15 protein-coding genes are annotated in these 13085 nt (G+C 72.2%); 4 read left to right on the forward strand and 11 right to left on the reverse strand.

The features are described 5' to 3' along the window. Window positions 1-8: 8 nt before the first annotated feature. The gene (locus ACIQLL_RS07130; RefSeq protein ID WP_402464812.1) at window positions 9-629 is read right to left on the reverse strand and encodes a dihydrofolate reductase family protein; all 621 of its coding nucleotides are present in this window, start codon (window positions 627-629) and stop codon (window positions 9-11) included. Window positions 630-731: 102 nt separating this feature from the next. Here ACIQLL_RS07130 and ACIQLL_RS07135 point away from each other — a divergent pair, with 102 nt between their 5' ends. Beyond that, complete coding sequence (locus ACIQLL_RS07135; RefSeq protein ID WP_402464815.1) at window positions 732-1388, forward strand: DsbA family oxidoreductase; 657 nt, start codon at window positions 732-734, stop codon at window positions 1386-1388. Beyond that, on the forward strand, window positions 1381-1536 hold the full coding sequence (locus tag ACIQLL_RS07140; RefSeq protein WP_402464818.1) for a hypothetical protein: 156 nt from the start codon (window positions 1381-1383) through the stop codon (window positions 1534-1536). Before ACIQLL_RS07135 ends, ACIQLL_RS07140 begins: the two co-directional genes overlap by 8 nt. A 120-nt stretch (window positions 1537-1656) precedes the next feature. Here ACIQLL_RS07140 and ACIQLL_RS07145 read toward each other — a convergent pair whose 3' ends face one another. Beyond that, window positions 1657-2433: a CPBP family intramembrane glutamic endopeptidase gene (locus tag ACIQLL_RS07145; protein WP_402464820.1), complete on the reverse strand. Its 777-nt coding sequence runs from the start codon at window positions 2431-2433 to the stop codon at window positions 1657-1659. 208 nt (window positions 2434-2641) lie between these two features. Here ACIQLL_RS07145 and ACIQLL_RS07150 point away from each other — a divergent pair, with 208 nt between their 5' ends. Next, window positions 2642-3562 carry an ABC transporter ATP-binding protein gene (locus tag ACIQLL_RS07150; protein WP_402464823.1) on the forward strand — a complete coding sequence of 307 codons (921 nt, stop codon included), beginning with the start codon at window positions 2642-2644 and terminating at the stop codon, window positions 3560-3562. Beyond that, on the forward strand, window positions 3559-4344 hold the full coding sequence (locus tag ACIQLL_RS07155; protein ID WP_402464827.1) for a hypothetical protein: 786 nt from the start codon (window positions 3559-3561) through the stop codon (window positions 4342-4344). The genes ACIQLL_RS07150 and ACIQLL_RS07155 overlap by 4 nt, the downstream gene beginning before the upstream one ends. Before the next feature lie 42 nt (window positions 4345-4386). On the opposite strand, the gene ACIQLL_RS07160 is transcribed toward ACIQLL_RS07155, so the two are convergent. The 9 genes from ACIQLL_RS07160 to ACIQLL_RS07200 all read right to left on the reverse strand — a co-directional run bounded on the left by ACIQLL_RS07160 (window position 4387) and on the right by ACIQLL_RS07200 (window position 12740). Continuing rightward, window positions 4387-6438 carry a bifunctional lysylphosphatidylglycerol flippase/synthetase MprF gene (locus ACIQLL_RS07160; RefSeq protein ID WP_402464830.1) on the reverse strand — a complete coding sequence of 684 codons (2052 nt, stop codon included), beginning with the start codon at window positions 6436-6438 and terminating at the stop codon, window positions 4387-4389. 10 nt (window positions 6439-6448) lie between these two features. Then, a complete protein-coding gene (locus ACIQLL_RS07165) occupies window positions 6449-6958 on the reverse strand; it encodes an LURP-one-related/scramblase family protein (RefSeq protein ID WP_402464833.1) in 510 nt (169 codons plus the stop codon). A gap of 90 nt (window positions 6959-7048) precedes the next feature. Continuing rightward, window positions 7049-7495, reverse strand: a complete 447-nt coding sequence (locus tag ACIQLL_RS07170) for a hypothetical protein (RefSeq protein WP_402464835.1) — start codon at window positions 7493-7495, stop codon at window positions 7049-7051. A gap of 91 nt (window positions 7496-7586) precedes the next feature. Next, window positions 7587-8447: a MurR/RpiR family transcriptional regulator gene (locus ACIQLL_RS07175; RefSeq protein ID WP_402464837.1), complete on the reverse strand. Its 861-nt coding sequence runs from the start codon at window positions 8445-8447 to the stop codon at window positions 7587-7589. 1 nt (window position 8448) lies between these two features. Continuing rightward, complete coding sequence (gene phnE, locus ACIQLL_RS07180) at window positions 8449-9306, reverse strand: phosphonate ABC transporter, permease protein PhnE (RefSeq protein WP_402464840.1); 858 nt, start codon at window positions 9304-9306, stop codon at window positions 8449-8451. Further along, complete coding sequence (gene phnE / locus ACIQLL_RS07185) at window positions 9303-10127, reverse strand: phosphonate ABC transporter, permease protein PhnE (protein WP_402464842.1); 825 nt, start codon at window positions 10125-10127, stop codon at window positions 9303-9305. Before phnE (ACIQLL_RS07185) ends, phnE (ACIQLL_RS07180) begins: the two co-directional genes overlap by 4 nt. Next, window positions 10124-10951: a phosphonate ABC transporter ATP-binding protein gene (phnC, locus tag ACIQLL_RS07190; protein ID WP_402464845.1), complete on the reverse strand. Its 828-nt coding sequence runs from the start codon at window positions 10949-10951 to the stop codon at window positions 10124-10126. The genes phnE (ACIQLL_RS07185) and phnC overlap by 4 nt, the downstream gene beginning before the upstream one ends. A 5-nt stretch (window positions 10952-10956) precedes the next feature. Then, window positions 10957-11994: a phosphate/phosphite/phosphonate ABC transporter substrate-binding protein gene (gene phnD, locus ACIQLL_RS07195; RefSeq protein ID WP_402464848.1), complete on the reverse strand. Its 1038-nt coding sequence runs from the start codon at window positions 11992-11994 to the stop codon at window positions 10957-10959. Further along, window positions 11991-12740, reverse strand: coding sequence for an HAD family hydrolase (locus tag ACIQLL_RS07200; protein ID WP_402464851.1), 750 nt, complete (start codon window positions 12738-12740; stop codon window positions 11991-11993). Before ACIQLL_RS07200 ends, phnD begins: the two co-directional genes overlap by 4 nt. Window positions 12741-13085: the final 345 nt, after the last annotated feature.

Below are 13085 nucleotides of genomic sequence, written 5' to 3' on the forward strand. Positions count from 1 at the left end.
GCGCCGGGTCAGCGGGCCGACATGTCGCCCGTGGCCGGGACCCCGTCGGCGAGGCCGTAGCGCAGGTGCACGACGCCGCGCGGGCTCGTGGCGGCCGGCTCGAGCAGCGTGAGGTTCGCCGGGACCTCCCCGCCGTCGAACACCTTCTTGCCGACGCCCAGCACGATCGGGTGCACCCACAGGTCGAGGACGTCGAACAGCCGCTCGTGCAGCAGCGACTGGACCAGGTCGAGGCTGCCGACGACCCGGACCTGGGCGTGCCGGTCGCGGACCTCGCGCACCGCCGTGGCCAGGTCGGGGCCGAGGCGGGTGGAGCCGGACCAGGTCAGGTCCGGGGTGCCGCGCGAGGCGACGTACTTCGGGACGCGGTTGAAGAGCGTCGCGATGTCGCCGTCCGTGCCGCCCTGCTGGTGCGGCCAGTAGGCCGCGAAGATGTCGTAGGTGCGGCGCCCGAGCAGCAGGGCGTCCGTGCCCTCGTAGGCGGCCGCGATCTGCGTGCCCGTCTCGTCGTCGAGCAGGGGCGCCTGCCAGCCGCCGAACGGGAACCCGTCCGGGTCCTCGTCCGGCCCGCCCGGTGCCTGGCCGACGAGGTCGAGAGTGGTGAACAGCTCGATCTGGATGATGCCCATGGTCGTCCTCCTGGTGATCGTCCTGGTGGGCGGACCCGGGGCGGTGACCGAACTCATCGGAGCGGGACGGAATGTCTCGGCACCACCGCCGTTGTACCGAGCGTGACTGCCACCGACACCCGCCTCCAGATCGAGGTCTGGTCCGACGTCCTGTGCCCCTGGTGCTACATCGGCGACGCACGTCTCGAGCAGGCCATCGCGGCCTCGCCGCAGGCCGACCGCATCGACGTGAGGATCCGCACCTTCCAGCTCGACCCGGACTTCCCCGCCGAGCCGACACCCGTCGTCGACTACCTGTCGGCCAAGAAGGGACTGCCGGTCGAGCAGGCCCGGCAGATGGAGGAACAGGTCGCCGAGCTGGCTCGCGCCGAGGGGCTCGACTACGCGCCGAACCACCCCGTGCAGAACACGCTCGACCTGCTGCGGCTGGTGCACCTGGGCAACGAGTACGGCGTCGGGTGGCAGTACATGACCGCGATGCAGGCGGCCCTGTTCAGCGGCGATCCCGAGGCCTTCGCCGCCGAGACCCTGGTCCGGCTCGGCACCGGGCTCGGGATCCCCGAGGCCGAGATCCGCGACGTGCTGGCCACCGACCGGTACGCCGACGCCGTCCGCGCCGAGCACGAGGAGGCGATCGCCCTGGGCGCTCGTGGCGTCCCGTTCACGGTGCTCGGACGCCGGCTCGGCATCCCCGGGGCCGTGCCCACCGAGGCGTACGGCCAGGCGATCGCGCAGGCGTGGGAGCAGGTCGATGCCTGAGCGCGCCGTGGTGCCGCTGACGTTCGTCGCGGCCTACGACGCCGCGGTGTGCGACCCGGACACCGGCGTCTGCGCGGTGCCGGACGGCGGGTCCGAGGCCCGGGATGACGACGGCGCTCGCGGGGAGGGTGCGGCGAGCGGGCGCTGATCGTGGATCAGCACGAGCGCAGCGACTCAGGGTGCTCCGCTCGCCGGGTCAGTCGTCCCGCGACGGCCGGGCGGCGCGCGGCCGCGTCCCGGTCGGGGCGCTGCTCGCGGTGCGCGTCCTCTACAGGGTGACCAACAGCAAGGACCCTGCGAAGAGGCCGAACCCGAACTGCAACCAGTCGTTGAGGATGTGCGCGCCGGCGCTGACCCAGAGATTCTTGGTGATCAGGAACGGGATGGTCAGGATGACGCGCGCAATGCCGATGATGACGAAGCATTGCACGACGTTCCAGTCGTAGGTGGGCAGGTGGACCGCCCCGAACAGCAGCGCCGTGCCGAGCCACGCGACGATGATGGTGGCGCGCCGGGAGCGGCCGAGCTTGGTCACACCCAGGTACAGCAGCGCCAGGAACGGCAGGATCGTCAGCAGCTCCTCGCCGATGAGCTGAGGGATCATCGAGGTGAACATCAGCACGCGCTCGCCGGTCCCCATGTCCTGGAGCGCACCGCCCACCGGGTTGGCGTCGGCGCCCGCCGTGGAGATCACGAGCGAGCCGACGACGATGCTGACCAACGTGTTGAGCACGGCGAAGCCGACCATCATGCCGACGTCCTTCCACCCCACACGGTGGAAGAGCGCCGTCCAGTGCCGGCCGGCGACCAGCGCGAGCGCGGCCAACGGGACCGCCACGAAGAGCAGGGCGCGGACCCACTGTCCCAGCAGCGGCGGACCGGGCACGGGCAGCAGGGAGAGCAGTGCGAAGGCGAGGACGACGCCGAGCAGGACGACCGCCCACTGTCGCCCGCGCAGCAGAACAGGGTTTCCGGCGTAGAAGGGGAAGTCTCGCTTCGTGGCGGCCTGCGCCGTGCTCTGCTCGGTGGGCTCGGTCGTCGCCATGAGTTCCTCGTCTCCTCAGAATGCGGCAATGGCATACAACTACCATTGATTCGCTAGGGGCGCGACAGAAGATGTCGGTTCCCTCAAGTCCGAAAGAGCAGATTCTGTTGTCGCGGTAGACAGTAGCGATGATTCTCTTTCATCGGGCCAAGATCTCTGTTCGTTGATAGCGTCCTTTCCGAGGTCATCCCGAGGGAGAGGCGTGCTCATGATCGAGGTGTCCGGCCTGACCAAGACCTACGGCCCCAAGCGGGCCGTCGACGACATCTCGTTCCTGGCCCCGCCGGGTTCGGTCACCGGATTCCTCGGGCCCAACGGTGCCGGCAAGTCCACGACGATGCGCATGATCATGGGACTCGACCGGCCGGACTCCGGCACGGCGACGATCGAGGGCAAGCCGCTGGCGGACCACGTGGCGCCGATGCGTGCCGCGGGTGCGCTGCTCGAGGCCAAGTCCGTGACACCGGGCCGGACCGCACGCAACCATCTGCGGGTGCTGGCCGCCTCGCACGGGATCGGACGCCGCCGTGTCGACGAGGTCATCCAGATGACCGGCCTCGACACCGTCGCGAACAAGCGCGTCAAGGGGTTCTCGCTGGGAATGGGTCAGCGGCTCGGGATCGCGACGGCGATGCTGGGCGACCCGTCGACGCTCATCATGGACGAGCCGGTCAACGGCCTCGACCCGGACGGCGTGCTGTGGGTGCGCAACCTCGCCCGTCAGTTCGCCGCCGAGGGCCGCACCGTGTTGCTGTCCAGCCATCTGATGAGCGAGGTCCAGCTCACGGCGGACCGGGTGGTGGTGATCGGCAAGGGCCGGATCCTGGCGGACGCGTCCATCGTCGAGTTCACGGCCCAGGCGGCCTCGGGTGCGGTCACCGTGCGCACCTCCGACGACGAGAGGTTCGCGGAGATCGTCGCGACCGAAGGAGCACGAGCCACCCGCACGAGCGAGGCGCTGGTCGTCGACGGCCTCGAACCTCCTCGCATCGCTCACCTCGCCGTCGGGGCGGGGCTCGACCTGCACGAGCTGGTCAAGACCAACGCCACCCTCGAGGAGGCGTACCTCCACCTGACGGCCGACGCCGTCGAGTACCACGCCACCGCGCAGGAAGGAGCGGCTCGATGAGCGCCACGCTCGCGGACGCCCGCCTGACCTTCGGCCACGCCGTGCGTGCCGAGGCCCTCAAGCTGACCACGGTGCGCGGCATGTGGTGGGTCGCTGTCGCGTCGATCGCGCTCAGCCTGATGATGGTCGCCACCTCCAGTCGAGCCCTGCCCGAACCGGGCAACGAGCTCGACTGGACCATGGCGAGCATCGCCAGCGCCATCGTCACGGCCTGGGTCATCGTCTCGGTGTTCGCGGCGCTCCAGGCCACCGGCGAGTGGACCTCGGGCATGTACCGGGTCTCGTTCGCCGTCGTCCCGCGTCGGAGCTTGTGGCTCGCGGCCAAGGCGACCGTGCTCGGCATCTATGCGGGTGTGGTGTCGATCGTGGTCGTGGCAGCCTCCACCGCCATCATGCTCGCCCGCCACGGCAGCGACGGCGCCGTCGTCGATCTCGGCGCGGCGCGCACCTGGGAAGTCTTCCTCGGAGTGCCGGCGGTGTGCATCGCCACGGCGGTCATGGCCGTGGGCATCGGCGCGCTCGTACGTTCAAGCGGTGTTGCGGTCACCGTGGTCGTGGCGCTGCTCGTCGTGCTCCCGTTCGCCGGCATGTTCGGCCTCGACTGGCTGGCGCACCTCACGTCCTACCTGCCCAGCGGGGCCGGCGACTCGATCGTGCGCAGCGGGGCTTTCGGCGTGACGGCCGACGACCTGGGTGTCGTGCTCGGCTCCGTCGTCATGCTCGCCTGGGCGGCGGGCGCCTGCCTGCTCGCCGCCTTCGCGATGAACCGCCGCGACGCCTGAACCGGGCGTCCTCGACGCCCCGCCGGGACGTCCGGCGGGGCGTCAGCGCGTGGACCGAGCGGCCGCCAGCAGGTCCCTGGCCCGTGCCGCGGGCAGGTAGCACCGCACGAGCGCGATGCCGACCAGGGGCAGGGCGGCGGGGTCCGGGACCACCAGGTACAGCGGGACCGACCGCGGCTGGAACTTCAGCTTGAACCGGTGCAGCGAGCTGAACCCGTACAGCGGTTCCAGCGTCGCCGAGAGCTGGCTGAGCACGGCATCGATGCCCTGCGGGTCCGCGTCGCCGGAGCGTGCGAGCGGGCTGCCGGACAGCGAGGCTTCCACGGCGCCCTCGTCGCGGAAGGTGGTCAGTGCCGAGGCGATGAGCAGCTCCATCGTGTAGCGGAACGAGTCCGGGGCGCGGCGCATGACGTCGAGCGTCCAGCCGACGACCTTGCCTCCCGGGGCGTGCACGGGCAGCCAGCTCGTCACGCCGTGCACCCGGCCGTCGGTATCCACGGCGAGCCCGACGCGGACCGCCGGGTCGGACGCCTCGCGCAGGCCGCCCAGGGTGAAGGCCATCTCCGGCAGGTCGCTGTCGCCGAGCCACGCCGCGGAGATGCCGCGCACCTGGTCCCGGATCGCCGGGGGCTCGTCGGCGAGGTGGGTCAGGCGGTGCTCGATGCCTTGTTTGCGGGCCTGGTTGAGCGCCGTGCGGACGTCCTGCCACTTCTTGCCACGGAACTCCAGGTCCGGCAGGTCGACGACGGCCTCCTCGGCCACCTGCACGGTGGTCCAACCGCGTTCGGCGGCCAGGTCGGCGAGCTCGGCACTGCAGGAGAAGAAGCAGGCGGTCAGGCCCGAGTGCCGCGCCGCGGCGACGAACGCGTCGGTCAGCTCGGCGCGCCCCTCGGGTCCGTCGCCGACGGGGTCGGTCAGCCCGACGGCGACTCCGGAGTGCACCTGGTGGGTGACGTAGCCGTCAGGGGTACCCGGTGCCCAGCGCTGCGACCCGTCCCACGTGGTCATCCACGCCAGCCGCTGGCCGGCGCCGAGACGGACGAGCGTCTCGCGGGCGTCCTCCTGGTCGAAGGTGTCGTCCGTGCCGGCGAGGCCCGCCCCGCGGCGGTTACGGAAGGCGTGGCGGCGCGCGACGAGGAGGACGAGCGCGCCGGCGTCGAGCAGCAGCATGACCACGACGAGCGGGAGCTCGTCGGGTTCGGCGACGACGGCCGCCACGAGCAGCAGCGAGAGCAGGACGAGCGAGATCGTGGTCAGCACCAGCGCCACGCGCCACCAGAGTCGTCGGCCGCGCAGGAGTCCGACGGCCAGGACCAGGTCCACGACGACGCTGAGCAGACCGGTCGGCCAGTCGCCGCCACCGACGGTGCCGAGCGGCCCCTCGGCGGCGGTGGCGAACCCGGCGAGCACGGTGATCAGGGCGGAGATCCCGAAGTACCCGGCGGCCTGGACGCGGGCCAGGCGTACGCGTCCCGCCGGCGCGCGCAGGCCCAGGGACGGGTGGACGACGACGGGCACGAGAGCCAGCGCGGCGAGCCACCCCACGAGGTGCTCGACGTCGGCGATACCGCCGAAGAAGACCACCGAGACCAGGACGTAGGCGGCGACGACGGCGGACAGCCGCCCGCGCCAGGGCGGGCGGAGCGTCCAGAGCGCGACGGTGACGGCACCGACGGCGCCCGCGCTGAAACCGACGTCGAGCACCTGGGAGGTGTGCTGCGCCCAGGTCCAGGTGGTCCGGGCGAGGAACGCGAGCAGCAGGGCGGAGCCGACGACGCCGGTGAGCTGGCAGACGGCGGTGACGAGCGCGGCGCGGCGGGTTCCGAGCCGCAGCTCGGCGAACCCGACCAGCACCAGGAAGCCGCCCGCGACGGGGACGTACTCCCACGGCAGCAGGGCGAAGAACGACCCGGTGACCGGCGTCCACCAACGCCCCTCGGCGAACGCCGGCGCGCCGAACGCGACCGACTCGAACCAGTCCGAGTCCTCGAAGGGGGACCACAGAGCCTGGCTCACCAGGCCCAGGACGAGCATGGTCGCGACCACGCCCAGAGTGAACGGGATGCGGCGCGCCGTCCGCCCGAGCCAGCTCACGGCAGGCCGCTCAGTCGCGCTCGACCCAGCGGTCGATCGCCCAGACCACGGCCAGTGCCAGGCCGACGTCGACGCCCTCGGCGACGTCGAGGGTGTAGGAGTCGCGGATGGTCACCCACTTCTGAGTGATCTGGACGACGTGCCGCCCACCGGCGCTGACCGAGTAGTTCTTCTCGATGAAGGACCCCTCGAGGCTCCACGGCTCGCTGCCGGGGACCTCCATGGTCATCTTGTCCTTGATCATGGAGAAGGCCTTGGCCCGCAGGGAGGCGACCTCGGTGCCGTCGGCGGTGGCGATCGTCATCTGCTTGGGGATGCCGAACATCTTGCCGGTGACGGTGTAGACGACGTTCCCGGCGGCGTCCTGGACGTCGGCCTTGGGGCGCATGCCCACCTTGCCGTCCACGAACCAGGTCTGTTCCTCGGTGTCCGGGTCGAGGACGGCGAAGTCGCGCCCCATCCCGAACTTGCTCTTGAGGATGTAGCGGGACCAGCCGGCGGGGGGCGGGGGGAGCGGCATCGGGACCTCCGGGTCGACGTGCCAGCAACGTAGCGCAGCACACGTGTCACAGCACGTGGAAGGCCACGTCGCGGGCTACCGCAGCGACGGTCAGGCGTGGAGGAGTCGGCGCAGGTCCTCGATGGCGGCGGCCTCGGCGTCGGACACCTTCTCGGACCCGCCCTTGTCCTTGGACGCCCCGGCGACCTTCTCGGCGATGCCGATCAGCCAGGCGCGTACCTGCTCGGCGACGTCGGGCGGTAGCTGGGCAACGGTGGGCAGGGCGCTCTCGACGAGGCGCTGCCCGTCGGCGCGGAGCGCGTCCTTGTCCTCGGCGTCGATGGTGGGACCGGAGTCCGACCGGTCCGAAAGGTGCTTCCGGGTGGCGCTGATCAGCTCGTGGCCGGGACCGTGCGACACGTCGCCGGCGGCGCTGCGCATGGCGAAGACCTCCTTGATCATGCCCCACGTGCCCGCCCGGCTGTACGCCATGACGTACTCGGTGCATCCCATCGCGGCGTCGGCCAGCTTGTCCACCTGATCGGTCGTCACGCTCACGGCAATCGTCCTCCGGGTCATCGACTGGGATACGTCCGTCGAGAAGGATGCTGGCACGGCGCCGACGACCCGGCGACCGGACGGCGTCCGGCTACTCCTCGATCGCCGAGCCCAGCTCGTGCAGGACTGCGGCCCGGGCGTCGCGCCCGCGCTCGCCGCGCCGGGCGACCAGCACCTCGACGAGTGCCTCGATCATGAGCATCAGCGCCGCGCGGGAGGTGTGCAGCAGCTCGTCGCGGAACGACTCGTTGACCGGCGGGACGACGAGCACGGTGTCGGCGAGCTGGGCGACGGGGGACTGCGCGAACGAGGTGATCGCCACGACCGGGGTGCCGCCGTCGTGCGCGGCCCGCATCACCTCCAGCGTGGCCTCGTTGGCCCCGGACCCGGACACGACGAGGCAGACGGCCTCGGGGCCGAGCTGCCGGGCCGCGATGCGTTGGGCGAGCGCGTCCTGCAGCAGCTCGGCGGGCCGGCCGGCGGACGTCAGGCGCAGCACGAGGTCGAGGCCGAGCGGGGAGGAGAGCCCGTTGGCGACGACGAGCACGCGCCGGGCGTCGTCGAGGACGCGGACGAACTCCTGCAGGCCGTCCTCGGTCAGCCCGGCCACGGTGTGCCCGAGGCGGGCGGCGAACCGGTCGACGGACTCGCGCACCGCGCCGAGCATGGTGCCGTCCGGTGAGCCGTCCGACGTCGGGCGCAGCGCGAGCTCGCGGGCGACGGCGACGCGCAGCTGCGGGTAGCCCTCGTACCCGAGGGTCTGCGCGGCGCGCACGACGGTCGCCCGGCCCACCCCGACGTCGTCGGCCACCTGCTGGGCGGTGCGTTCGACGGCGGCGTCCAGGTCGGCGGCGATGGCCTCGGCGGCGCGGCGCTCGCCGGGGTGCATCGACGGCGCGAGCGCCACGATGCGGGCGGTCAGGGGTGCGTCGGCCGAGCCGGTCCAGGTCACCTCAGGCCCCTTCCATGATGCGGCGGCGCACCGCGCCCGAGACGGCGTCGACGGCCATGGTGGTCACGACGACCACGATCAGCAGCATGCCGACCGTGTCCCATTCACGATAGTTCGTGTAGTTGGCCAGCATGCTGCCGATGCCGCCGGCGCCGACGATGCCGAGCACCGCGGACATGCGGATGTTGATCTCGAACCGGTACAGCGCGAAGGACAGCAGCGCGGGCAGCGCGGCGGGCCACAGCGCCCAGCGCACGACGGCGGTGCGGCCGCCGCCCGCGGCCCGCACGGCGTCGGCGGCGCCGTCGCGCAGCGTCTCGACGGTCTCGTAGGTCCACTTGCCCTGCGTGCCGATCCCGGCGATGCCCAGCGCCAGCGCGCCGGTGAACGGCGTGAGCCCGGTGACGGTGAGCAGCACGAGGGCGATGATCACCTCGGGCACGGCGCGGATGACGGCGAAGAGCCCGCGCAGGGCCAGGCGCAGCCAGGCCGGTCCGACGCCATCGGCGGCGAGCATGCCGAGCAGGATGGACACGACGACGCAGAGCATCGCGCCGAGCCACGCCATGGAGATCGAGCGCCACATCTCGAACAGGGCGCGCGGCAGGCGCGACCAGTCCGGGTCGGCGAACATCAGCGTGCCGTACTCGGCCACGGCCGCGGGCAGCTCGCGCAGGTCGGACCAGTCGACGTCCAGGGTCGCGGCGGAGGCGAGCAGCACGAGGCCGACGACGGCGGTCGCGACGGTCTGCCCGCGCCGCGACGGACGCGGGGGCAGGGCCAGGGCGGGCCGCTCGCCGGCGGGGCGTGACGTGACGGTGCGGGACCGGGAGGCTCGGTTCTGCAGGATGCCGCTCATGCGAGCCTCCGGCGCAGGACGTTCGAGGCGGCCTCGATGAGGAGCACGACGACGAGGATCTCCAGGATGATGACCGACACGTCGCCGTAGGCGAAGAACCCGAACCGTTCGTCGAGCAGCCGGCCGATGCCGCCAGCGCCGACGATGCCGAGGATCGCCGAGATGCGGACGTTCAGCTCGAGGGCGTAGAGCCACTGGTTGCTGAACAGCGGCAGGCTCTGGGGCAGCGCGAGGGCGCGGTTCATGCGGCCCTGGGTGGCGCCGCCGGCGCGGGCGGCCTCGAGGTAGGGGTGGTCGGTGGAGTCGATCGCCTCGGAGACGAGCTTGACCACGATGCCGACGTCGAACAGCACGAGGGTGAGCAGGCCGGGCAGCGCGCCGACGCCCACCATGGCCACCAGGATGGCCGCCCAGACGAGGTCCGGGACGGCGCGGACGACGTTGATGACGGCGCGCACCGCGGTGCGGGTGACGGTGTTCGGGTTGGTGGGGCGGGCGGCCCACAGCGTGAGCGGCACGGACAGCGCGGCCGCGATCGCGGCACCGACGAACGCCATCTGCAGGGTCTCCAGCATGGGCTGGATGGTGCGCGGGACGAACGACCAGTTGGGCTGCAGCAGCGCGGACAGGTTGGCCGCGCCGTGGCGCCAGTTCTGCGCGATGGCGCCCAGGTCGATCTCGACGCCGCCGATCGCGGGCAGGCAGGTCGCCACGGTGAACGCCGTCAGCGCCGAGACGACCAGGGTGCGGCGCGGCCAGGTGCGCGGACGCGGCGGGACGTCGAGGCGCGGGCCGGGCTCCGCCGTCGTGCCCGGGCTCACGTGCGGTCCCCGAGCCGGTCCTGCGGGCGGATGCGGCGGCCGTAGATCTGCTCGAAGTCGGCCTCGGTGGCCTCGGCCGCGGGACCGTCGTAGACGAGCTCGCCGTCGCGCAGCCCGATCATGCGGCGGGTGTACTGCCGGGCGAGGTCCATCAGGTGCAGGTTGACCAGCACCGTGAGGTGGCGTTCGACGTTGATGCGTTCCAGCTCGGACATCACGGCGTGCGCGGTGGGCGGGTCGAGGCTGGCGACGGGTTCGTCGGCGAGCATGATGCTCGGCTCCTGCGACAGCGCCCGGGCGATGGCGACGCGCTGCTGCTGCCCGCCGGACAGCGCGCCCGCCCGCGACCAGACCTTGTCGAGCATGCCGACGGTGTCCAGGGCGGTCAGGGCGACCTCGCGGTCGCGCGCGCTGGTGACGCCGAGGAGCGTGCGCAGCCGCCCGGCGCGGGCGAACCGGCCGACCAGCGTGTTGCGGTAGACGTCGACCCGGGTGGCCAGGTTGAAGCCCTGGAAGATCATGCCGACGTGCCCGCGCACCTCGCGCAGGTGGCGACCGTGCAGACCGGAGACCGTGTGCGGGCCGACGGTCACCGTGCCGGACGTGACGGGCACGAGGCCGTTGATGGTGCGGATCAGGGTCGACTTGCCCGAGCCGGACAGGCCGACGATCGAGACCATCTCGCCGGCGTCGATGTCCAGGGAGACGTCGCGCAGGGCGGTGGTGCCGTTCGGGTAGGTGACCGAGACGCCGTCGAGGCGGATCGGCCACGCGGCGGAGGCCGGGGCGTGCCCGGCCTCCGCCGCCTGGGTGTCGTGAGTCATGGCAGTCAGCCGGCGAACTGCTCGAGGACCTCGCCGTAGCGGGCGATCTCGTCGTCGGCGGTCTCGGCCGTCCAGTCGGACAGGCCCACGAGCTCGAACATGACGTCGGCGGCCTCGTCGGAGGAGTCGGCGTAGTCGTCCATGAGCTGGGTGAGCTCGGCGACGAGGCCGTCGGGCAGGGTGTCGGTGACGGCGACGCCGCCGTTGGGGATCATGTCGGTGTAGGCGAAGGCCACGGCCTTGTCGGCGATGTCGGGGACCTCCTCGGTGACCGTGGTGCGCGCGTCCCAGTAGGCGAACCCGACTTCGGCGTCGCCGTTGGCGACGGCGAGCACGGCGTTGTTGTTGCCCTCGACCGGGATCTGGGTGATGTCGGCGTCGGTGTCCAGGCCGGCCTCGCGCATGAGGACCACCGGGTACTGGTAGCCGGCCGGCGAGGTGGCGGCCTGCAGGGCGACGTCCGCGCCGGCCAGGTCGCCGAAGACGTCGGTGGCGGCCGGACCCTGACCGGTCGCGGCGGCACCGGCCTCCTCCAGGCCGTTGCAGTAGGACAGCTCGATGCCGCTGGCCTCGTAGGTGGCGAGCACGGGCTCGTCCTCGCAGTACTTGTCGGGGTTGTTCGTGTACGCGACCGACGCGTAGGACGTGGCGCCGAAGCGGACGTCGCGCAGCACGAGCTCGGCGCCGTAGCGCTCGGTCGCCTGGTACAGCGACCCGGCGTCGGTGATGATCACCTGCGCCTGGTCGGCGCCGAGCGCCTCGACCGTGGCGGTGTAGTCGTTCGCGACGACGCCCTCGACCTCGATGCCGAGGCCGTCCGAGAGGTAGGAGGTCAGCGGGTCGAGCGCCTCGGCCAGGTTCTCGCCCTCGACGGACGGCACCAGCGACATGGTGATCGACTCGGGCCACTCGGTGCCGGCGTCGGTGGAGTCGGCGTCGGCGCTGCTGCCGGCGTCGTCGGCTCCGGCGCAACCGGCGAGCGCGAGGACGAGTGCCGCGGTGGCGCCGGGAGCGAGCAGGGACTTGCGCATGGGGAGGGTCACCTTTCGAGGGAGTCGGCCGTGCCGGTCGGCACGGACTCGGAGTGGATCGCGGGGGTGGCTGACGTGGTGGCTTCGGTGGTGGCTGTGCTGACTGCTTGGCGGGCCCACGCTGTGATGTCACCGGCGAGGGCGTCGAGGGTCCGGGCGTGCATCGTCACGGGGGCGGGCGGCGTGTCGGCCGTGGGGCCGACCAGCGCCGTCGCGGCGCCGAGCGCCGTGGCGGGCGCAAGGTCGTTCTCCACGATGTCCCCGACGGCGAGCACCGGGCCGTCGGCGAGGGCGGCCTCGACGATCGGGGCGAGTCCGGCGGGCTTGCCGACGTCGTAGTGCAGGGCGGCGAAGCGCTCGCGGACGCCCCAGGTGGTCAGGAGGCGTTCGATGCCGACGCCGGGGGCGTTCGTGGCGAGGACGGCGCGGACGTCACGGGGGAGCGCATCCAGGAGCTGTGCCAGTCCGGGGGCCGCGTCGACGGGGGCCTCGGGGGTACCGAGAACGCGGCGGCTGGCGAGGTAGGCGTCCTGCAGGTCGGTGGGGTCGACGCCGTCCTGGCGGGCCAGGGTGCCGACGACGTCGTACCCGTCGCGGAACTGCGTGGCCGTGCCGGCGTCGTGGTCGCGCAACGTGGCCATGACCCGCTCGAGGTACCCGGGCCCGGCGTGGCCCGAGACCTGCCGGGCGAACGCGAGCACGGGGCCGTCACCGACGGCGAGTGTGCCGTCGAAGTCGAACAGGATGGTCGGGGTCACGCGGGCTGCCTCCTCTGGTGGACGATGCGTTCACGGTAGCCAGCCTGTGTGAACGGAAATGTCATGAGGAGGTGAACAACGGATGTCGGCAGCCCGACACAACACCCGCCTTGAGCTATACGGTCGACGTCCCATGCCGGTGGTCCGGCATCGGCGACGTGCGCCGTGACCGGGCCATTGCGGCGACTGCCTGTCGTCTAGGAAGGGCTGCCGGTCGAGCCAGCTCGGCCGATGGAGTCCCGGGTCGCCGCGCTGGCCCGGGCCGAAGGGTTGGCCTACGAGCCCAGCCGCCCGGTCCGGGACGCCCCGGACGCGCTGCGCCTGGTGCAGCGGGGCGACTCTCGA

The sequence above is a fragment of the Isoptericola aurantiacus genome, assembly GCF_044769875.1.
GTDB lineage: Bacteria > Actinomycetota > Actinomycetes > Actinomycetales > Cellulomonadaceae > Isoptericola > Isoptericola aurantiacus.

Bases quoted from the DNA above. Each gene is read 5' to 3' on its own strand.
- ACIQLL_RS07130 (WP_402464812.1), bottom strand. From the start codon at position 629: ATGGGCATCATCCAGATCGAGCTGTTCACCACTCTCGACCTCGTCGGC.
- phnC (WP_402464845.1), bottom strand. From the start codon at position 10,951: ATGACTCACGACACCCAGGCGGCGGAGGCCGGGCACGCCCCGGCCTCC.
- ACIQLL_RS07145 (WP_402464820.1), bottom strand. From the start codon at position 2,433: ATGGCGACGACCGAGCCCACCGAGCAGAGCACGGCGCAGGCCGCCACG.
- ACIQLL_RS07140 (WP_402464818.1), top strand. From the start codon at position 1,381: ATGCCTGAGCGCGCCGTGGTGCCGCTGACGTTCGTCGCGGCCTACGAC.
- ACIQLL_RS07165 (WP_402464833.1), bottom strand. From the start codon at position 6,958: ATGCCGCTCCCCCCGCCCCCCGCCGGCTGGTCCCGCTACATCCTCAAG.
- phnE (WP_402464840.1), bottom strand. From the start codon at position 9,306: ATGAGCGGCATCCTGCAGAACCGAGCCTCCCGGTCCCGCACCGTCACG.
- ACIQLL_RS07155 (WP_402464827.1), top strand. From the start codon at position 3,559: ATGAGCGCCACGCTCGCGGACGCCCGCCTGACCTTCGGCCACGCCGTG.
- ACIQLL_RS07150 (WP_402464823.1), top strand. From the start codon at position 2,642: ATGATCGAGGTGTCCGGCCTGACCAAGACCTACGGCCCCAAGCGGGCC.